Source organism: Deltaproteobacteria bacterium (genome assembly GCA_020845895.1).
GTDB lineage: Bacteria > Lernaellota > Lernaellaia > JACKCT01 > JACKCT01 > JADLEX01.
On the sequence record JADLEX010000071.1, the window covers coordinates 1 to 20,388 of the forward strand.

Below are 20,388 nucleotides of genomic sequence, written 5' to 3' on the forward strand. Positions count from 1 at the left end.
CGTCCGAACTCTTCGTCGTTCGCGAAGGGCAGATTGATGTGCGTCGATTGGAGATTCGACCAGCCGTGTCCCCGGCAGTCGAAGATGCGATTGTACGCCTCGTACACCGCGTTGAAATCGTGCGGCCACAGGCGCGTCTGCGTGAGCGGGTCCATCCACGGGTGCGCGCCGGTGCCGAGCAGCCGCGCGCCGCGTTCGCGCGCGTACACATCGGCGCGCCGCGCGTGGTCGGTAAACGCATCCGCGAGTCCGTCGAGCGATGCGGCCGGACCGTTCGTCTTGAATTCGATGACGTGAAGGACCAGCTCGTTCGACCACTCGATGGGGTCGTCGTCGCGGTGCGCCCGCGCGTGCGCGTCGAGCAGGGCGTCGCTGATCGGGGCCACGTCGAGCGTGCGCGCATCGACGATCATGGACTCGATCTCGATGCCGACACCGTCGAAGAGGCCCAGTCTCGTCATCCGCCCGTCCCATTCGCGACAACCGCGCCTCGTTGCCGCTCGATGCGGTCTCTGAAGTGCTTCATGACGAGGTGGTAGAGCTCGTCCTGCAGAACGGCGTCTTCGATTCCCGATTCGATGCTGGGGTTGTCGTTGATTTCGATCACCACGCACCGCTTTTCGAGTTCCTTCAGATCGACGCCGTAGAGTCCGCGGCCGATGAGATTCGCGGCGCGCACCGCCGTCTGCACCACCAGCGGCGGCGCGTCCTCGACCGGGATCGTATCCACCGGGCCGTAACGCGTGCGCCCGTTCTGGGAGCGCTTCACGATCTGCCAGTGCTTGCCCGCCATGTGATAGCGGCACACGAACAGCGGCTTTCCGTCGAGGACCGTGACGCGCCAGTCGAAAGGCGTCGGGACGAACTCCTGCGCGACGATGAACTCGGATCGTTCGAGCAACTTCTCCGACCCCGATTTCAGTTCGTCCTCGTTCTTCGCCTTGATGACGCCGAACGAGTAGAAGCTGTCGGGTTGCTTGAGCACGACCGGCAGGCCCAGGGTCGGGACGACGGCGTCGAGATTGTCGCGGCTGACGATCATCGTCTTCGGAATTGGAATCTTGTGGCGGCCGAGCAACTCGGCGAGATACACCTTGTTCGTGCAGCGCAGGATCGAATCGGGATCGTCGATCACGACGAGCCCCTCGGCCGCGGCGCGGCGCGCGAAGCGAAAGGTGTAGTGGTTGACGTTGGTGGTGTCGCGGATGAACAGCGCATCGAACTCGCCGATGCGGTCGAAATCCTCGCGCCCGATGATCTCGACCTCGAAGTCGAGCGCCTCCGCGGCCTTGACGAATTTCTTGACCGCCCGCTCGTCCGACGGCGCCGAGTCGTCGCGCGTGTCCCACAGGATCGCCATGTCGTAAAAGCGCTCGGGCCTCTCGCGCACGGGGGCCGGATAGCGTTCGAGATGGCTCTTCGTCGCCGCGATGACAAAGGGCCGGTGCGCCTCGGGGATCTCGCTCGCGGCGATCGGCTTGATGTGCTCGAGCTCCCACGTCTCATGACGGCGGAACTCGGCGCGCAGCAGCGGCGCGCGGAATTTCGCAAAGAGCTTGCCCGCCAGATGGTCGTAGCGCTTGGCGACGTTGCGCCCGAAGTAGACCGACAGCACGAAGTGGTCGGACTGCAGCGGCGCGAGGCTTTTGTCGATCAGTTCGTCGAGGTCGTCGCCGGCGAGTTTGATGATGGTCGCCGACTTCAAATCCTGGATCGTGGAGATCGAGGGCATCACCTTGTGGCCGCGCGCCTCGGCGAGCAGCGACACGTAGTAGCCCACGCTCTGGTAGCGGTACGACCGGCACAGGTTCATGACGCGCAGCCCGCGCTCGCGGGCGAATTCGGGCTGCGTGAGATATTGACGGGCGAGCACCACGCGCACCCCCGGCACGTCGAGCGGCCAGTTGTGCAGCCGCTCAACCACGACGAGGTTTTTCACGGTGTCCGTCGTTTCGCCGGGGTTCGATGAGGAGAAGGTTTGCATCGTAAGTGACGATTCCTAAAAGAATGGCGCCGATCACGCGGTCGATCGCGATCGGGTAATGGTGGCTTTGGGCCACCGGGTTGGGCCACAGGGGGTCGGCCACGAGCACGGTCTTCGAGGCCGAGTCGTATCCGCACAGCACGACGAAGTGCCCCGACGGATCGCCGCGCACGTCATCGTCAACCATGTCATCGCCATACTCGCGCGATGTGCGATGCAAATAGGTCGCCGACAGGCCGGTCAGGATCGGCACGCCTCGCTGCAAATGCTCGCGGATCAAGCGCCGCGTCAGATCCTCGAAACGCAGTTCGCCGCCGAGTTCAAAGAAATCCAGGTACGCCGCGGTCGCCGCCTGCAATCGCCGGCTGCGCTTGTGCGCGGCCTGACGGCGGAGTTTTTCGGCGATGTCGGGCCGCGGCTCCGTGAACCACGTGGGGTCGAAGAGCTTGAGGTTGTACGTGTAGATCGTCGCGGAGTACCCGCGACGAAGCGCGTGCACCGCCAGGAAACCCGCAAGGGTTCCGCCGGTCTCGAGCATGGGGATTTCGGCGGCGATGCCGCGCAGCGAAGCGCGGTCGCCCCAGTATTCGTAAACGGCGTGAAGGCAGGTGGGTCCACAGGTGACGTCGTCCGGCTGACGCCGGATCGGAAACGTCAGGCGCGTCTCCATGTCCATGTGGCCGGGCTGCGTCATGATCCCGCGATTTCTCGGTCGCGCCGCGTTTGTCGCCGTGGCCTTTAGCTAATCGCTTCGCGCGGCGGTGTCAACGAAAACGGTCTTCGTGAGCGTTTCCAAGCCTCGCAGGGGAAGCTCGCGGCCAGTCGTCGCGCGCGGTGAAGTTCCGAGAGAAACAGCCATCGATTGATTCACCTTTTTCCTGGTGTTCATCGTCGATTCGCGGTATGGTTGTTGGTGTTGAACGCCTCGATGGCGTTCTTTGAATCGGGGTCGGCGATGGAAAACAGCAATTCACGATATCATTTTGCGGTTTCATTTCTCCTCGTTTTCATTTTTTGGGCGATTCCGGCTATCGGCGATTGGCGGATCAGCCACGTCGCACCGGGCCAGAGTCTCGGCACGTACGCGCCGCAGCGCATGATCCTGTCCGATCCCGACACGGGTGAGATTCACATCTTCTTCTACGGCCACGCGGTCACGCATGCGATCGTGAACGGCGACGACGTGGAATGGGATATTGTCGATCCAAGCGCGGAAGGGCGAGGTCCGATCTCCGCGGCGTGGACGCAGGACGGGAGACTCGGTGTGGCTTGGGGGGACGCGATCCAGCGGCGGGTTTTTCTCGCCGTGCAGGATGAAGATGGAGAATGGAACGTGCGCGAGGTCGATGACGCATTGCCGATGATCTGGGGTGCGTCGGCGATCGCCCTGGCGTTCGACGGAATGGGAAATGCAATCATCGGGACCCGAGGTTACGACGCGCAGGCACGAGAAGAAATCGTGCGCCTGATTCAGGTGAGCGATACGACGACAACATTGTTCGAGACGGCGGATCACGACGGCGTCGCCGAACTCCTGCGAGGAGCCGACGATGTCGTTTGGTACTTCTACTCGACGTTCGATGACGGCGGTCTGGCGACCATCGACATCGATTCAGGACTGATCTGGGAGGAGTGGACACCCTGGAATTTGACGCCGAGCGGCGAAATGGTCGACCCCGGCGTCGCCCTATGGCCCATCGACAATGGGGTCGCCGGGGCCGTCGTCGGTTCCAGGTTCGTCAGCGGCTATAAGGACAGCTACGAAGACTACGAATGCGCCATCGTCCGAAATTTCGAGTCCGATTTACCGGGCCAATACCGGGATCTCCCGCTGCCTTTCGATCTCCCGAACGAGATCGACGCGGTCGCTGGCTGGGGCACGGACGACGGGGAATTATCGGTGGTGATGGGGAACCGCGGACGGTTGGTCCTTGCCGACTATGATGCGTCGGGAGCGCTGTCGCCGGACTCGACCGTGCTGGAGGTTTCGAGCGCGCCGGATTCCCGCGATCCCCAATTGCGGCTCGATGCCGTGCGCGGCGTCGACGGGCACCCCGTTGCCTCGATGATCGACGAAGGTCGGTTGGAACTCGTTGACCATGACGGCTATGACTGGATGCGCCGGGTTCTCGCCGACTCCGCGATCACACACTCCCCGCACATTTGGATCGATTCGTCCTTGCCCTCGCCGGTCATCGAATTGTTGTCGTATTCCTTTGCGGACGAACCCCGGCTGCGTCTCGACCGCTTCGATTCCACGTGGTCGACCATGACATGGCCCCTTCCGGTGAGTCCGGACGAGTATGAGAGTTCTGTGAATCTCAGTGCCGCGCGCACCGAGGACGGCACCTGGTACGCGCTGATCGAATACCACCTTTATCCCGGGTGGCGCGTGGCGGTGTTCCGATTGGACGCCGACGAGTGGGTTCCCGTCACGTTACCGGTTATGCTCGAATCGTCTCTGGACCCCCAAATGCGAATAGGAGCGGACGGCGAAATCTACATCGGCGCCAGGTCGCTGGGTGGGTATCAGGTGCTCCGGCGAGCGGGAGACGAGTGGGACGTTTTCGACACGGCCGACCAGTTTCCCTTGTCGCCGATGGAGCAGGCCGATTTCTACGTGGATACGAACGGCGACTTCCACGTCCTCGGCACGACCCCCGCCGGTCTCAGCTTGCGATACTTTTTCTATGACACGGACGCAGGCGAATGGAACCGCGAGACCGTGGATGCACCGCTCAGTCGTTGCTCCGCGTCCAGCCGGATTCGCGTTGTGCCCGCCGGAGATGGATCCCAAGTCGTCGCCATGTGTCTGAGCCCCTGGGTCCATGACGACGATCAAGGAAAACTGACGGCGTATGTCCGGACCGACGTCGGAGACTGGCACTCGATCCCCATTCACAATGCGATGTGGTCAGGTGCGGAAGGGGGAATCGACGGCGTGTGGACCGGCGACACGGCAAAATTCGTCATCAGTCACGAAGGGAAGATGAATGTCATTCAGGTCGACGGACTCTCCGTGGAGAGCGATTCGATCGATGGCGCGGTGGGCGGCGGAGCGATCGATCTCCTGATCGCGGAATCGGGAGACGAGTTCATCGCTTACGATTCCGCGGCGGGCGTCGCCCTCGCGTATCCGTCCGAATTGGGCGACACGCTGGAAAGACCCTGGACACCGGATGCGCCGCATGCCGCCGTGCCGATGTCCGAGCTTCCGCTCGAAAGATACGACGGTCGGTGTTCTGATCCGGGCGACGACGATTCGTGGGACGATGACGGCAACGACGACATCGCGGACGACGATCTTTCGGCCGATGACGATTCGGGCGACCCCGGCGACGATGACGACTCCGGAAACCATCACGGCGGCTCGGACAGCGACGACTCGTCCTGGTGCGGTTGAACGCATCGCGGCGATATTCGACCTCCACATGGAATTTTGTTGACACCCGCGCGTCGGCGGACCAACATGGGCGCGCCACCCGTTCGGGGGTCTTCCCATGACGCCGATTCTCCAGGCCGCCGAGTCCGCCACGTGCGGGCAGCCCGACAAACTCTGCGACGTGATCGTCGAGAACATTCTCGACCACATCCTCGCCGACGATCGCTTCGCGCGGGTCGATCTCGACGCGATCGCGACGCGCGGGATGATCCACCTCGCCGGCGAGATCACCACGCGTTCCTACGTGCACCTCGAAGCGATGACGCGCCGCATTCTCGCCGAGGTCGGCTATATCGACCCCGAGACGCAGTTTGTCGCGGGCAGCGTCGCCGTCGTTGCGCTCATCGGCGAGCAGAGTCCCGAGATCGCTCTCGTCGTGGACAACAAGGGCGCGGGAAACCAGTGCGTGTGCGTGGGATACGCGACGTACGAGATGGAGAAGATCGGCATGGCCGGCGACTACGTCCCCTTCGCGCAGTGGCTCGCGCACCGGTTGACGCGCCGGCTCGAAGGCGTGCAGTTCCACGACGGATTCAAGACGCTGTATCCCGACGGCACGAGCCAGGTTGTTGTCGAGTACGCGGGCGGCGTGCCCGTGCGCGTGCTGGACGCCGCCATCGCCTGTCACCACAGCCGCGCGCTGCCGCTCGAGCGAGTGCGCGAACGGCTCCGCGACGAGGTCATCGAACCCGTGCTGGCCGCGCTGCCCGCAGGACTCGTCGCCGACACGCGCCGCCGCGCCAATCACGCCGGGCCGTTCACCGTCGGCGGCCCTGCCGCGGACCTCGGCCAGTCGGCGCGCAAGGGCGTCAGCGACGCCTACGGCACCGCTTGCGCGTTCGGCGGCAGCTCCGCCGTGGGCAAGGACCCGACCAAGACGGACCGGGCCGCGCTCTACATGTCGCGCTATCTGGCGAAAAACCTCGTCGCCGCGGGCTTCGCCGACCGCGCCGAGGTCAGCCTGATCTACGTGCTGGGCGAGGGCGCGCCGATCTCGGTGCAGGTCAACACCTTCGGCACGGGACGCGAGCCCGACGCGCGGCTCGCGGACAAGCTCACGCGCGCGGTCGATCTGACGTGCGCGGGCATCGTCGAGCACCTGCAACTGCGAAAGGTGCGCTACGCTCCGTTCGCTTGCGGCGGGTACTTCGGACGCACCGAGCTCGATGCGCCGTGGGAGCGACTCGACCTGAAAAACGCCCTGACGACAGGCCATTCGTGAAGACGGGAGAACGGCCATGACGACGACCAGACGCCCGGGATTCGCCACGCTGTGCGTTCACGGGCGGAAGCATTGGGACAAGCACGAGGACGATTTCCCGATCCGCAGCGTTTCGACGCCGATCTACATGTCGTCGACGTTCGCGTTCGCGAGCGCCGAGGAAGGCGCGGGGATCTTTTCGGGCGAGCAGGGCGGTTACGTGTACACGCGCCTCGGCAATCCCACGACGACGGCGCTGGAAAAGGAGATGGCGTATCTGGAAGGCGCGGAGGCGGGACTCGCCTTCACGTCGGGCATGGCGGCGATCTCGGCCATCACGTTCGCACTGTGCCGGACGGGCGACAACCTCGTCGCCGCCCGCTGCCTGTACGGCGGCACGCACAAGTTTTTCGATGGCATGTGCCCGCGATTCGGCATCGAAGCGCGGCCCGTGCGCGGGACGGATCTCGAGTCCGTGGCCGGCGCGATCGACGAGCGTACGCGCATGATCTACGTCGAGACTCCGGCCAACCCGAACATGGAACTGATCGACATCGAGGCCGCGGCCAACGTCGCCCGAAATGCGGGGATTCCACTCGTGGTCGACAACACCTTCGCCACGCCGTATTTGCAGAACCCCATCCACCTCGGCGCGACAATCGTCATGCACTCGGCGACCAAGTACATCGGCGGGCACGGCGACACGGTCGCGGGCGTCGTGGTCGGGCCCCAGGAGTTTATGGATATGTTGCGCGGCGAGTACCTGCGCGACCTGGGCGGCAACATCAGCCCCTTCAACGCGTGGTTGCTGCTGCGCGGGCTCAAGACGCTGCCCGTGCGCATGGATCGCCATTGCCAAAGCGCCATGGAGATCGCCCAATACCTGAACTATCACCCCAAGATCGAGCGCGTGTATTACCCGGGCCTTCGCAATCACCCGCAATACGACCTCGGGCGTCGCCAGATGCGCGGGTTCGGCGGGATGATCGCGTTCGACGTCAAGGGCGGGCGCGACGCCGGCCGCGGCGTGTGCAACGCCGTGCGCCTGTGGACGCTTGCGGTCAGCCTGGGCGACGTGGACAGCCTCATCGAGCATCCGGCCAGCATGACGCACTCCACGTACACCGAGGAGCAACTCGCGAAGGCGGGGATCGGAACGGGCATGGTCCGCCTGTCCGTCGGCCTGGAGGACGTGGACGACCTGATCGAGGACTTGCGTCTGGCCCTCGACCGCGTCTGAGCGCATCCGGGTCGCTTGCCCTCCGTCCGCACTCGTGGTCAATTGCGCGACCATGACGAAGTGGCCGTTTGCCCCGTCGCCCGGCAGTGGGCGATACGTCGCCGCCGTGCTCGCGGCATCGCTTGTCCCGCTTGCGCTCGCGCCGTTTCCGCCGCTGCAGGACCTGCCCGACTGGGCGTTTCAGGCGCGCATCTGGAACGACATCGGCCGCGACGCCTCGGGCCTTGCCGCGCACTACGAGATCGTCGGACTTCCCGTCCCCAACAGCGTCGTCACGATCGCGATGGCATATCTCGCGCGGTGCGTCGGGTATGTGTGGGCGGCAAAGTCGCTCGCGATGTTCACGGCGATCTTCTTCGCGCTAGCTTTTGTGCGTTTCGTGCGCGCGTCGCGGCGCGATTACGCGCCGGGCGTGGAACTCCTCGGCGCTTTCTTCGCCGTTGGTCATTTTTTCTGGATGGGTTTCCTGAACTTTCAACTCGGCCTCGCCGTCGCGTTCTGCGTGCTCGCGGATGTCCTGAACGGTCGGGGTGCGCCGATCCCCCATCGCGCGGCTCGCACGGCGATCGGCCTCGTCGCCTGCTGGTTCTGCCACTTCCTCGCATTCGCCGCGCTGCTCGTGGCGCTTGCCGGACTCGTGTTCGATCGTCATCGCTTTCGCCCCGGCGCATACGCACGCCTCGCGCTGGCGGCGTTGCCGTCGCTTGCGCTGCTCGTCTGGTACGCGTCGGCGCGCGCGGGCGATTTCTTCGTCGGCTATCGCTACGCCAATCCCGTGAAGTGGTTGTGGTACAAGATCGGCCCCTTCGCCGTCGCGACGGGTTTCTACCCGGTCACGTCGCCCGGAACGCAGTGGGTGGTCGCCGCCATCAACGTACTTGCGACGCTCGCGCTCGGCGCGATCGTGCTTGTCGCGCTCGTCCGGCTCGTGCGCGACCGGTCGCCGCTGCGCTTCGCGGTGCTCGCCCTCATCGCCGTCGGCCTTGTCGCTCCGACGCGATTCTTCGAGGTGATTCGACCGGGCGAGCGATGGCTCTTTTTCGGCGTTCTCCTGGTGCTCGCCGCCGCGCCGGGTTTCGATCTGTCGCCGCGATGGACGCGCCGCACCGCGATGGCGCTCGTCGTCGTGTCGCTGCTGAGCGGTGTCCAGGCGCTGGGCGCGGGGTTTGCGATCCGACGTTACGTGGAAGGCATCGAGCGCGCCGTGCCGCCGGGCGCGACGATGCTCGTCGTCTCCGACAGTCACTTTCATTTTCGCGAGGAGCGGCCCTGGGCCGAGAAAGCTCGCGACCCTTATAGCTGGCCGAACTGGGTGTCGGCGCTGAAGTTCGCGCCGAACTGGAATCGAGTGCGTTCGGGAGGCTACGCGCCGGAGCTGTTTCCCAGCGGCTTGGTGCGCCCGCGTCCGCGCGACCTGCCTCCGCTGGGCGGATTGTCGGGCCTCGGCGAAGCCGCTGCGACCGCGCCCTACGATGCGATCGTCGCGTCGGGTATCGCGCCGAATCTTCGCGCGATCGAATCCGCGGCGCGCGCGAATTTCGCGGCCGGAGCGCGGGGACGCAATTTCGTGGTACTCACGCGCGCAAACCGCTCACCCTGACCGGAGCGTTCACTTCGTCCGCCGAAAGACGAGGTCGTTGCGGATCAGCCAGTCGTTGAAGTCGATCAGGTCGAGCCCGAAGTTGTGCAGGCGGTTGAGCTCCGGATCGGGCGGAGGCAGCTCGGCATTCAGGTCGCGCAGCAGGTCGCCTTCGTACGAGAAGCAGTACGACATGTTGCGCTTCGCGTTCTTCTTCAGCTTGGGACCGTAGAACTTGTCCTCGCGGTACTGATTCGCCGCGTCGTAGCAGTAGTCGTTCTCGCGGCGGATATTCCACTGGTCGTCGTGCACCATCATCGCGTAGCGAGGGCGCGGATTGTCGCGCAGCAGGCTGCGTCCGACGAAGCCGTTTTCGACTTCGAGTCCCATGAGGTCGAGCAGCGTGGGCGGGATGTCGACGTGGCTTCCGAGTTCGCGATTCATGCCCGGCGCGACCGAGCCGTCGGGCGTGTAGATCATCATCGGCAATCGGAAGTAGATCTCCAGCTTGCGCGTCATGTCGAGCTTCACGTCGTCGGGAAAGCGCCAGATGCCGTGATCGCCGACGAAGATGAAGATCGTGTCGTGAAACCACGGTTTGTCCTTCGCGAGGTCCATCAACAGGCCGATCGAATGGTCGGTGTAATAGATGCCCCGCGAATAGTTGTCGTAGTCGCCCGCGTATCGCTTGCCTGGAAAGACCGGATCGGTCGGGTAGCTCTGCTGAAACGGGTAGTGATTCGACAGCGTGAGCAGCTCGGCGAAAAACGGCTTGGCCGAACGGTCGATCACGTCGAGCGAGTGACGCACGTGGTCTTCGTCCGACGGCCCCCAGCCCACCATCGTGTGGGGGATCGTCTCGTAGTCTTTGATGTCGCGCACTTCCTTCATGCCGTGTTTCTTGAAGAACGTGCGCGCGTTGGCGTAGTTGCCCTTGTACGACTTGAGCAGCAGCGTGTGATAGTCCTGATCCTTGAAGATCGAGGGCAGGCATTTCAGGTGAATGTCCGGATACGTCTGGAAGATCGATCCGCCGCTCACGCGCTCGTACATCGAGCAGTGGATCGCGCACTCGCTGCGCTGCGTCTGATGGGCGTTGGCGTAGAAGGGATCGAAGACGAGCGACTGCGCGCCGAGAGCGTCGAGATTCGGCGTCAGCGATGCCTTCGCGCCATACAGCCCCATCTCGAACGCGCGCACGGATTCGAGCACCACGAGCAGCACGTTCTTTTTCACGAAGGTCCGCCGTTCGCGGTCTGGATCTGGAACTTTCTTCAGACGTCCATGTGACGTCGGATCGAAATTGTAGAGATCGTCGTCGAAGGGATAGTAGCGCGCGGTGTGGCGCTTCACGCGCTCGGTGCGTTTCGAGAGTGCCCGGTCGTTCTCGAACATCATCGCGACACCGTCGCGCAGTAAATACATCACCGGCTCGTTTTGGACCCGCGCAAGCGGGTGCGCCCGGGTTGCCTCGAACGTTCCGACGAGGACGGCCAGCACGACGAGCAGCCCGATCGCGGGTCCGAGTCGGGGAACGCCGTCGAATCTCTGCTCCGCGACCACCAGCATCGCGGCGGGGATGGCGACGCCGAACACGAGATCCTGCCACCGGAGCAACTCGAAAAAGCTGGTGCCGAGCCCGGCGGCATCGCGCCATTGCAGCATGATCTCCAGCGTCGGCCACGACTGATAGAAACGGAAGTAGAACAGGAAACCGATATGGAGAAGAACCACAACGAGCGCAAAGACGCCTAGCAGGGGCCATCGCCAAATCCGGCGGCGCGGCAGCAGCACGAAGACCCCGGCGACGAAGACGGCGAGCGCGAAGATGTCGAGGAGAACGAGCGGATGGAAGCGCTCGCCGAGCGAGAACCAGGCGTAAGCGCCCGCGACCGCACCGAAGGAGATGGACGCCAGGAGCGGAATCCACGCGGTTCGGGGAAAGGCCGCGCGCAGCGCCCCCGTGGCGACGCGGGCGAGTCGCTTGGCTCCGCCGTCCGGCCGCGGCGTGGTGACCCTTTCGTTGACGACGGGTTTTGTCGCAAGGGCGCGTTTTTGCGCGGGTCTGGTCTTTTTCAAGTCACCGTCTCTTCCACAGCCCCGATGAATTCCTCATCGGCATGCGCGCGAGTTCGCGCCGTCATCGTCAAGTGCGTGACAATTAGATGAATTTCGCGTGACGCGTCAATGGTGAATACATGAGGAGCCGTCGTCGGGGGCGATGAGGGCCGGACGGGGCACTGTCACCCTGAGCGTCCTTGCCGCTGTCATCCTGAGCGTAGCGAAGGATCTGGTCGCGGGTCGGGAGTAGATCCTTCGCTACGCTCAGGATGACAAACGCGGGGGGCGCTCAGGATGACAAACGCGGGGGGCGCTCAGGACGAACGTACTCTAGAAATTCGTCGCGCGCGGAACCTCGTTCGGCAATGGCTTCGGGTAGCGGCTCCTGAGTTCCTTCACCGCGCCTTCGAGCCCGCGCACCGACATCTCGAACATGGGGATCTGCTCGCGGATCATGTTGAGCGTAAACGTCCCGTACGACACGTTCCACTCGTCCTCGGGGATCGGGTTGATCCACACCGCGTGCGCGAAATTTTCCTTGATGCGGCGAAGCCACGCGAGTCCCGAATTCGACTGCGGCGTGGCGTAGTCGATCGCGCCGCGCGGGTGCGTCAGTTCGTAAGGGCTCATGCTCGCGTCGCCGACGATGATGACGCGCGTTTCGGGGTCGCGGCGGAACAGATCGTCCACCTTGACCGGCTTTTCGTAACGCATCGGATCTTCATAGACCACGTCGTAAACGCAGTTGTGAAAGTAGAAAAACCGAACGTCCTTAAACTGGCCACGCGCGTAGTTGAACAGCGTGCGCGTGAGGCGCACGTAAGGCGTCATCGACCAGCCGCCGTTGTCGAGAAAGATGAAGAGCTTGAGTTTGTCGACCTCGCGTCGCTCGAAGACGAGCTCGATCTCGCCGCCCTTACGCACGGTCTCGCGGATGCTCTCGTCGATGTCGAGTTGATCGCGCGGGCCCGCCGGCGTCATCTTGCGCAGGCGATCGAGCGCCTCGCCGATGTTCCGCGTCGTGAGCATCTGCCCATCGGCGTAGTCGATGTAGCGCCGATCCATCGCCACCTTGATCGCGCTGCGGTTGCCGGGCGCGCCGCCCACGCGCATGCCATCGGGGTGGAATCCGCCATGGCCCACGGGGCTTCGCCCGCCCGTGCCGATCCAGCGATCGCCGCCGTCGTGGCGCTCGGTCTGGTCTTGCAGGCGCTTGCGGAAATACTCCATCACCTCGTCGGGGTCCATACCGCGTAGCGCCGCCTTTTCCTCTTCGCTCAGAAACGGCGCGTTCTTGGGATCGGCGAGCCACTGCGCGAGCAGATCCTCGATGTCCGCGGAGAGCGCGGCCAGGACCGACTCGTCGATCGCCTTGCCCTGAAAATGATGGGCGAAGACCTGGTCGTAGATGTCGAAGTACTTCTCGCTCTTCACGAGCAGCGAGCGCGCGACGACGTAGAGATCCATCAGGTTCGTGACGAGCCCCGCGCCGAGGGCCTTTTGCAGACGCAGGAAATCGGTCGGTCGAACCGGCACGCCGTAGTCGCGCAACAAATAGAAAAACGCCTTGAACACCTTCGCCTCAGCTCGCCTTGCCCACCGCCTTTTGCGCGCGGAACAGATCGTCGCTTTTCTTGAACAGCAGCCCGAGCAGCGGGATCGACGTGCGGCTTTCCAGATCCTTGACGTTGAAATCGGGGTCCGAGGTGAGCGCGCGGATCCAGTGGATCAGCTCGCGCGTCGCCGGCTTTTTCTCGATGCCGGGAATCTGCCGCAGCTTGTAAAACGTCGCGATCGTCGCTTCGGCCACGCGTTTGGCGAGATCCGGAAAATGCGCGACGACGATCCGCTGCATCATCGCCTCATCCGGGAACGCGATGTGGTGGAACACGCACCGGCCCAGGAACGGGTCGGAAAGGTCCTTCTTGGCGTTGCTGGTGATGATGACGATCGGGCGATGCTTCGCACGGACCTGTTTGTCGATCTCCTGAATGTCGAACTGCATGTAATCGAGCACGTCGAGCAGGTCGTCCTGAAAATCCGTGTCGGCCTTGTCGATTTCGTCGATCAGCAGCACGACGCGCTGGTCAGTGACGAAGGACTGGCCGATTTTGCCCATGCGGATGTAGTCCTCGATGTTGCTGACGTCGCGCTTGGAATCGCCGAACCGCGAATCGTTGAGCCGCGTGAGCGTGTCGTACTGATAGAGCGCCTCGACCGCCTTCATCGTCGATTTGACGTTCAACACGATCAGATCGGCGCCCAAGCCCTCGGCCACCGCCGACGCGAGCAGCGTCTTGCCGGTGCCGGGCTCGCCCTTCAGCAAAAGCGGCAGTTCGAGGCGGATCGCCACGTTGACAATCTTCGCCAGCTCGTCGTCGAGAACGTAGCTTTGGGTGCCGGAAAAAACTTTGGCATCGGTCATCGGAATCCCCCGTTGGGCACGAAAACGACCCTGAGATTAGGGGGCTTGGAGCGGTGCGGCAAGGGGATTGAACATGGAGAGGTCGTTGGTTTTTGGCTGTTGGTTCTTGGTTGTTGGAGGAAGCGGTGCGAAGCATCTTTCCAGCGCGCAACCTTGTGCGAGCCGCCGCGTCGCCGCATCATGCGTCCGGATCCAAGGGAACGAGGTGCGCTGTGCGTGATATGCGAACCGCCATCGCCGGTCTTCTGGTTTTACTCGCCGCCGCACCCGCGTTCGCGGGCGAAATCGGTGAACTCGCCACGGTCCTCAAACTCGAGGACACTCGCGCCACCGCCGCCGAGATCGGACGATTCGTCGATCCAGTTCACGACGCCGAGGTGCGTCGTCGCGCACTGATCGCGCTCGGGGCCTCGGGCGACGCGGCGGCCTGCGACCTACTGCTCGTCTACGCCGATCATCCCGACGAAGCGCTCGCCACGGCCGCTCTGGCCGGGCTCGGACGGCTTTGGTTTCCGAAATCGGGTGTGACGCAAGACTCGACTCCCGACGATCGCGCGGTCGATTTGCTCGTCTCGATGATGTCCGATTCGTACCGCTTTCGTTCGGCCAAGGCCGCGGAGCGATTGCGCGCCGTCGCGGCCCGGTCGCTCGCGCGCATCGGCAACGCCGAGCAGGCCGCCGCGCTGATTCCCATGCTGCGCCGCGCGCTGGTGTCGGGCGCGGACGGCGCGTTCATCGATCAGGCGAAAGCCGCGCTCGAAGGGCTGTTTCGCGTCAAGCCCGCCGGCGCGCGTCTCGCCGCCGAGGAAGCGCTCGCCCACGCGGAACCCTCCGTGCGCCTGCACGCCGCGCTCGCGCTCGGGCGGATCGGCGACCGCGCGGCCCTGCCCGCGCTCGAAAAGGCCCTTGCCGACGCGGACGGCGCGGTGCGCGTCGAGGCCGCGCGGGCCGTCGGACGCCTCGGCGGTCCGTCGTCGCCCACGCTGCCGGCGGGCATGTTGTATTCCGGCGACAGCGTCGAGATCGTCGGCGGCCTTCTAGCTTACGGAAAAGGGCACGCGGGCGTCCCGATCGACCGCGCGACGCAGCTTCTGCAAACCGCCGCGGAAAACGACGTCGCGACGCCGGTTCATCTGGCGGTGCTCGATGCGCTCGGCCGCCGATCCGATCCGCCCGCCGTGGACCTGCTCGCGGCGCAGATCAAGCGCGGCGGCGTCTTCCGGCTGCGCGCGATTCGCGCTCTCGGCGTTGCGCAGGCCGCGGACGAACTGCTCGCCATGCCCGCCGACGTCTGGTCGCTCGATCACCTCACCGCGTCGGAGTACGTCATGGCCCTCGCCGCTTGCGAGGTGGAACCCGCGACCAAAAAACTCTCCGACCTGCTGGGCGATCCGGTGCGTCCGCGAATCCTCTCGGTCGACGAACGGGGATTCGTCGCCCTCGTCCACGCGGCATCGATCGCGCGCGCGAAGACCTTTCAGGATCGGTTGCGCGACTACCTCACTGACGAGCGCGATCTCGTGCGCGCCGTGGCCGCGGAGGCCGCCGCGAAGAACGCGAATGCCGCGGACCTGGAGGCGCTCGTGGCATCGCTGCGCATGAACCGCGAATCGAAATCGTCCGACTCGGCGATCGCGACGATCGACGCGCTGGCCGAGGTCGCGAAAAAACTGGAAGGCGCGGACTTCGCGCGAAAGCGTATCGCCGATGAAGTAGAACCCTTCACCACCGATCCTCGCGCCCTTGTGCGCGCCCACGCGGCGGCGCTCATTCGCCAGCTTACCGGGCGGCGGATCGACACGGCATTCCACCACGTCGCCTCACCGCTCACCGATGACGACTACGAGCGTATCGCGCGCACGCTGGGCGGCGTGACGCGCATGACGGTGAAGACCACGCGCGGCGATTTCGCCATCGAGTGTCCGAACGCAGCCGCGCCCATCACGACGTACCGCATCGCGCGGCTGGCCGACCGGGGCTTTTACCGCGACCAGATCGTCCACCGCGTGGAACCGAATTTCGTGGTGCAAAGCGGCGATCCGCTGGGGTCGGGGTGGGGCGGCAGCGGCGAGCCGATCCGCGACGAGTTCTCGCGGATGTCGTTCTCGGAGATGACCGTGGGCCTCGCCACTTCGGGCCCGGACACCGGCGAGAGCCAGTGGTTCGTCACGCACACCGCGACGCCGCACCTGGACGGCGCGTACACGGCGTTCGGGCGCGTCACGAAGGGGAGCGAGGTGGTGCTGTCGCTGGTGCCGGGCGATCGGGTAAGCGATATCGAGATCGAGAGCTGGGAGGGGAAGGTTCCGGAGTGACGAAGTTCACGCGACGGGTCTAGGCGACTTCGTCTTCCATGACGCACGCATCGACGGGGCAAACCCGCGCGCAGCGCGAACAGCCGTTGCACAGGTCGTTGTCGACGACGAAGATATCGCCTTCGGAGATCGCGCGCTCGGGGCACGCGGTCTCGCAGGAGCCGCACGCGATGCACGCGTCGATGATGTGGCATTTGAGCTGACTGTCGGTCATTTCTCGAATCGATCCGAAGCCCGAATATCCCGCTGGTGAAACCGTTTGGTGCTCCCCGCTGTCTTGAACAACAGGCGACGTTCACGCTAGAAGTACCGCGTTCGCGCTTCATCCTCCCGTCGCGCGCCAACATACGCCCGGGCGAGGCGCGCGGACCATGATTCGGATCAAGCCCTTTCGCGAAAGGCACCCATGAACGCGAAAAAAGCCCTGCGGGACGCGGCGATTTTGGCGGCGATCGGCGTTGTCGCGGGAATTTCCGTCAATGTCGCGCGCCCGAACGGCATCCCGCTGGTCGCTCCCGCGCGAGGCGTCGCCCAAAGCGCGCCCGAAGACGCGCCGGGGCTCGGGAATCTGGACCTCGCGGGGGCGAAAAAGGCGTTCGACGCGGGCGCGGTTTTCATCGACGCACGCAGCGAGCACGAGTTCACCGCCGGGCACATCGCCGGCGCGCATCATCTCTACTACGCGGATTTCGAGGCGAAGGGCACGGAGCTGCTTGCGAAGCTGCCCTTCGACAAGACGATCGTGACCTACTGCTCGGGCGAGGACTGCAACGCGAGCGACATCCTCGCAAGGCATCTGCTGGATTTCGGCTTCGAGCGCGTGCGGGTGTTCTTCGGCGGCTGGCCCGCGTGGCAGGCGGCGGGGTATCCCGCAGAGGGTGCGGGCGAGGCTGCCCCGCTGTTCGAACCCATGGGGGCGAAATAATGGCGGCGCTGCTCGAAAACAAATACGTCGTCCTCGCGCTGCGGATCGGCTTTGGCGCGATGTGGATCATCGCCGCGTGGGACAAGATTGCGCACCCCGACAAGTTCGCCATCGCGGTCGACAACTACCACATACTGCCGCGCGCGCTCGTCCACGCCGTCGCGCTGATTCTGCCGTGCGTGGAGATGCTCGTGGGCCTGTGCCTCGTCGCGGGCACCGCCGTCGAGGGCGCGGCGCTGCTGTCCGCCGCCATGATGGTCGTCTTCATCATCGGTCTCACGCAGGCCCTCGTGCGCGGCCTCGACATCTCGTGCGGATGCTTTTCGCAGACCACGGGGCAGGCATCGAAAATCAGCCCCTGGCTCGTCCTGCGCGACGCCGCGCTGATCGCTGGTTCTGTTTGGATTCTCGTTTATAATCGGGGGCGCTGGTCGATCCTCAACCTGCTGCGGCGCACGCCCGGGGCTTGCGTCGCCGGCCATTGACGAAAGGGAAACACCATGAAACTCGGTTGGACTCCATGGCTCGTCGTGATCGTGATGGCCGCCGCGTCGCTGGCAACGGTCACCGCGTGCGGCGACGACGACGATGACGATGACGACGACACCGGCGGAAGCGGCTCGTACGCGACGGACTGCGAAACGCTGCTCGAGGAGTTCTTCGCGGGCGGTGGCGTCTTCGGCGACTGCTATGACGAAGAGGAAGCTCTGAACACGCTGCTGGAGGAGTGTCCGAAATTCGACACCGCGGACCAGGATCTGGCGTCGGATTCCATTGACTGCATGGAAGGGCTCGACTGCGGCGATTACGACGACTACTCGGGTCTCTATACCGCCGTGCTGGATTGCATGGGCCCGACGATCGGCGACGAATAACCCGACGCGAATCGACAGAAACCGGCGGGACCGCGCACGCGGCTCCGCCGGTTTTTGTGGTGGTGCGCCCAGCATGGGCATGACCTTGGAGGTGTAAGTCCTCTCGGAAGCAGGCCGTCGCAACCGAAGCGAAGCGCAACCGCGGAAGGGAAACCGACCGTGGGGAGGAAGCGTGGAGCGAAAGCGCGGGCCGATGTACAAGAACCGGATGTGAGGCGACGCCGAGCGGGGCGAGCGGGCAATGGACCGCGAAGCTGCGATGGCCAAGGCTCAGGCGGCGTAAATCCGGCGGTCGTGCGGGGAAGGACAGCGTTCTTACCTGGGGAGATCTCGCTTTACGCCTGAAAGGGCGACCCCGCGAAGGCGGTGGAGCGAGAAGTCAGCCAAGGCCGTAGTAGTTCTGCAAAGGGCGAAGGGCCAAACGGACCGTTAGTCCATTTCCAACTGAGGCGTCACATCTCAGGTCTTCGAATCCGCCGTGGCGATCAACGACCTCGTCTACGACAGTGTGTACGAAACGAACCCGACGCCGACGGGCTGCGAGTAAGTTACAGACTGGGGACACGCGTCGCGAGGCGGGTTGCATGTCCCCGGCTTTCCGCGCGTCGGCATCGCCCGCCGAGAAACGACCACGGCGCAAATGGCTTGTCCTCTTGTTGAGCTTGTGGCGCGCACAGCGAATCCCTAAGATTCGCAGACACTCCCACCTTCGCGCGTCGGGGAACGATGAACGAACCGTCCGGTGCCGGATCGCGATCCGAGGTCCTGATCGTCGGCGCGGGCGTGTGCGGACTCACCCTGGCTTATCAACTGGGCAAGCAGGGACGCCGCGTAACCGTGCTCGAACGCGAGCCGGTCGTCGGTGGGCTGGCGAGAAGCTTTCGCTACCCCGAAGGCTCGTTCGACGTCGGTCCGCATCGCTTCCACACGCACAATCAGCGCATCCGCGATCTCATCCTCGAGGTGCTCGGCGACGATGCGCTCACGATCCCGCGCCTGTCGATGGTGCATTTCCGCGGGCACTATTACCGCTGGCCGATCCACCCGAGCGTGCACCTGCTGCGTTTTCCGCTGCCGATCATGCTCGGCATCGCGTTCGATCTGGTTTTTCGGCTCTATCGCCGCCATCCCCCGCGCACGTTCCGCGAATACGTGCTCAACATGTACGGCAAGACGCTCTACCGGGAGTTTTTCCGCGACTATTCGGAAAAGTTTCTCGGCATCACGCCCGAGGAGACCGACGCCGACTGGGCCAAGACCGGCATCGACCGGGCTATCATCGACGAGCGGCTGAAGATCAACACGCTCTGGGAACTGCTCCGATCGATTTTCGTGCGTCCGAGCGACGTCGAGACGAAGTTCGTGTACGCGCGCGGCGGTACGGGTGGCTACTGCGACAAGCTGCGCGTGCTGATCGAACGGAAGGGCGGGCGCGTGCTCACGGGGCGCGCCGTGACGGGGTTGGAGACCGAGGACGGTCGTATTCGCGCGATGATGTGCGGCGACGAACGCCACGAGGCCGATCGGTTCGTTTGGACGGCGCCGATCACGCTGCTCGCGGATCGAATTGGCGTTGATCTCGCGGACGCGCCGGGTCCGGGGCTGCGTTATCTCGACATTGTGTTCTTCAACATCGTGACGAAATCCCGCTGCGGACCCGATTTCCAGTGGTGCTATTTCGGCGAGAAGGGCATCTCCTTCAATCGCGTCTCGCGGCCCGAGGACTTCGACCCCGGCATCTTCGCGCGAGGTCACGGCCTGTGCGTCGAGGTTTCCGCGCCGATGGGGCGGGATGTTTGGCAAAACCAGGACGAATTGCTTCCGCGGATCACGAGCGACCTGATCCGGGTCGGTCTGCTGCGTTCGCCAGGTGACGTCGAGGCCGTGCACATCGAGCGCGTCCCGGAGTGCTATCCCATCTACGAGGCGGGCTATCGGGCGCGGCTCAAATGGGTGCGCGAGCGGCTCGGGCGTTTTGCCAACCTGACGACCGCCGGGCGAACCGGCATGTACTGGTACAACAACATGGACCACTCGATCGGACTGGCGATGAAGCTCGCCAAGGACGACCTCGCCACGGTGCCTCCCGGCGAGGACCCGCAAACCGTCTGATTCCCCCCAATTCTCGAAAAATCAAGGATTTAGGCGGCGACACGTTTCTTTTCGTAATCTTTATTGCGTGTCGTGAAGAGAATTTCTCACGTTTATAGAATATTTAGTTGACAAACGAAGCTGGAGCGGCTAAAGTGGGCTCAACGATGGCGGAAACGCCGCGTTGGGAACGGAAGAAGGGAATCCCGGGGGAGGGATTCCGGAACCAAACCGAAAGAGGAGATCGAGA

Annotated in this window: 16 protein-coding genes; 9 read left to right on the forward strand and 7 right to left on the reverse strand. The window is 64.2% G+C overall.

Translation table 11 applies throughout. From position 1 onward, the window contains the following. From IT350_09725 to IT350_09735, 3 genes are all read right to left on the reverse strand, one after another. The coding region (locus tag IT350_09725; GenBank protein ID MCC6158320.1) for a glutamate--cysteine ligase at window positions 1–461 on the reverse strand (461 nt) is incomplete at its 3' end. Next, a complete protein-coding gene (locus IT350_09730) occupies window positions 458–1,939 on the reverse strand; it encodes a RimK family protein (GenBank protein ID MCC6158321.1) in 1,482 nt (493 codons plus the stop codon). The genes IT350_09730 and IT350_09725, both read right to left, overlap by 4 nt. Continuing rightward, window positions 1,917–2,654 (reverse strand): C39 family peptidase, encoded by a 738-nt coding sequence (locus IT350_09735; protein MCC6158322.1) that lies wholly within the window; start codon window positions 2,652–2,654, stop codon window positions 1,917–1,919. Before IT350_09735 ends, IT350_09730 begins: the two co-directional genes overlap by 23 nt. A 258-nt stretch (window positions 2,655–2,912) precedes the next feature. Between IT350_09735 and IT350_09740 the strand changes: the two genes are divergently transcribed. The 4 genes from IT350_09740 to IT350_09755 all read left to right on the forward strand — a co-directional run bounded on the left by IT350_09740 (window position 2,913) and on the right by IT350_09755 (window position 9,467). Continuing rightward, window positions 2,913–5,387 (forward strand): hypothetical protein, encoded by a 2,475-nt coding sequence (locus IT350_09740; protein MCC6158323.1) that lies wholly within the window; start codon window positions 2,913–2,915, stop codon window positions 5,385–5,387. A gap of 97 nt (window positions 5,388–5,484) precedes the next feature. Beyond that, window positions 5,485–6,648, forward strand: coding sequence for a methionine adenosyltransferase (gene metK / locus IT350_09745; protein ID MCC6158324.1), 1,164 nt, complete (start codon window positions 5,485–5,487; stop codon window positions 6,646–6,648). Window positions 6,649–6,664: 16 nt separating this feature from the next. Beyond that, window positions 6,665–7,867: an aminotransferase class I/II-fold pyridoxal phosphate-dependent enzyme gene (locus IT350_09750; GenBank protein MCC6158325.1), complete on the forward strand. Its 1,203-nt coding sequence runs from the start codon at window positions 6,665–6,667 to the stop codon at window positions 7,865–7,867. Between the two features lie 52 nt (window positions 7,868–7,919). Beyond that, entirely contained in the window at window positions 7,920–9,467 is a 1,548-nt protein-coding gene (locus IT350_09755) for a hypothetical protein (protein MCC6158326.1), read from the forward strand. A gap of 9 nt (window positions 9,468–9,476) precedes the next feature. Here the strand turns inward: IT350_09755 and IT350_09760 are convergent, their stop codons facing one another. The 3 genes from IT350_09760 to IT350_09770 form a co-directional block, all read right to left on the reverse strand. Continuing rightward, window positions 9,477–11,525, reverse strand: a complete 2,049-nt coding sequence (locus tag IT350_09760) for a sulfatase-like hydrolase/transferase (protein ID MCC6158327.1) — start codon at window positions 11,523–11,525, stop codon at window positions 9,477–9,479. A gap of 312 nt (window positions 11,526–11,837) precedes the next feature. Further along, complete coding sequence (locus IT350_09765) at window positions 11,838–13,082, reverse strand: VWA domain-containing protein (protein MCC6158328.1); 1,245 nt, start codon at window positions 13,080–13,082, stop codon at window positions 11,838–11,840. Between the two features lie 7 nt (window positions 13,083–13,089). Further along, complete coding sequence (locus tag IT350_09770; GenBank protein ID MCC6158329.1) at window positions 13,090–13,932, reverse strand: MoxR family ATPase; 843 nt, start codon at window positions 13,930–13,932, stop codon at window positions 13,090–13,092. Window positions 13,933–14,144: 212 nt separating this feature from the next. Here IT350_09770 and IT350_09775 point away from each other — a divergent pair, with 212 nt between their 5' ends. Next, the gene (locus IT350_09775; GenBank protein MCC6158330.1) at window positions 14,145–16,247 is read left to right on the forward strand and encodes a peptidylprolyl isomerase; all 2,103 of its coding nucleotides are present in this window, start codon (window positions 14,145–14,147) and stop codon (window positions 16,245–16,247) included. Window positions 16,248–16,266: 19 nt separating this feature from the next. On the opposite strand, the gene IT350_09780 is transcribed toward IT350_09775, so the two are convergent. Continuing rightward, on the reverse strand, window positions 16,267–16,461 hold the full coding sequence (locus IT350_09780) for a 4Fe-4S binding protein (protein MCC6158331.1): 195 nt from the start codon (window positions 16,459–16,461) through the stop codon (window positions 16,267–16,269). Between the two features lie 192 nt (window positions 16,462–16,653). On the opposite strand from IT350_09780, the gene IT350_09785 reads away from it, so the two are divergent. The 4 genes from IT350_09785 (at window position 16,654) to IT350_09800 (ending at window position 20,159) form a co-directional block, all read left to right on the forward strand. Further along, window positions 16,654–17,172 carry a rhodanese-like domain-containing protein gene (locus tag IT350_09785; protein MCC6158332.1) on the forward strand — a complete coding sequence of 173 codons (519 nt, stop codon included), beginning with the start codon at window positions 16,654–16,656 and terminating at the stop codon, window positions 17,170–17,172. After that, window positions 17,172–17,657 (forward strand): DoxX family membrane protein, encoded by a 486-nt coding sequence (locus IT350_09790; GenBank protein MCC6158333.1) that lies wholly within the window; start codon window positions 17,172–17,174, stop codon window positions 17,655–17,657. The genes IT350_09785 and IT350_09790 overlap by 1 nt, the downstream gene beginning before the upstream one ends. 15 nt (window positions 17,658–17,672) lie before the next feature. Further along, the gene (locus IT350_09795; protein ID MCC6158334.1) at window positions 17,673–18,047 is read left to right on the forward strand and encodes a hypothetical protein; all 375 of its coding nucleotides are present in this window, start codon (window positions 17,673–17,675) and stop codon (window positions 18,045–18,047) included. A 726-nt stretch (window positions 18,048–18,773) separates the two neighbouring features. Further along, on the forward strand, window positions 18,774–20,159 hold the full coding sequence (locus IT350_09800; GenBank protein MCC6158335.1) for an FAD-dependent oxidoreductase: 1,386 nt from the start codon (window positions 18,774–18,776) through the stop codon (window positions 20,157–20,159). The last annotated feature ends 229 nt before the right edge of the window (window positions 20,160–20,388 follow it).

Coding starts and splice junctions, on each gene's coding strand:
- IT350_09735 (MCC6158322.1), bottom strand. CDS start 2,654: ATGGAGACGCGCCTGACGTTTCCGATCCGGCGTCAGCCGGACGACGTC.
- IT350_09740 (MCC6158323.1), top strand. CDS start 2,913: ATGGCGTTCTTTGAATCGGGGTCGGCGATGGAAAACAGCAATTCACGA.
- metK (MCC6158324.1), top strand. CDS start 5,485: ATGACGCCGATTCTCCAGGCCGCCGAGTCCGCCACGTGCGGGCAGCCC.
- IT350_09750 (MCC6158325.1), top strand. CDS start 6,665: ATGACGACGACCAGACGCCCGGGATTCGCCACGCTGTGCGTTCACGGG.
- IT350_09755 (MCC6158326.1), top strand. CDS start 7,920: ATGACGAAGTGGCCGTTTGCCCCGTCGCCCGGCAGTGGGCGATACGTC.
- IT350_09770 (MCC6158329.1), bottom strand. CDS start 13,932: ATGACCGATGCCAAAGTTTTTTCCGGCACCCAAAGCTACGTTCTCGAC.
- IT350_09780 (MCC6158331.1), bottom strand. CDS start 16,461: ATGACCGACAGTCAGCTCAAATGCCACATCATCGACGCGTGCATCGCG.
- IT350_09785 (MCC6158332.1), top strand. CDS start 16,654: ATGAACGCGAAAAAAGCCCTGCGGGACGCGGCGATTTTGGCGGCGATC.
- IT350_09790 (MCC6158333.1), top strand. CDS start 17,172: ATGGCGGCGCTGCTCGAAAACAAATACGTCGTCCTCGCGCTGCGGATC.
- IT350_09795 (MCC6158334.1), top strand. CDS start 17,673: ATGAAACTCGGTTGGACTCCATGGCTCGTCGTGATCGTGATGGCCGCC.
- IT350_09800 (MCC6158335.1), top strand. CDS start 18,774: ATGAACGAACCGTCCGGTGCCGGATCGCGATCCGAGGTCCTGATCGTC.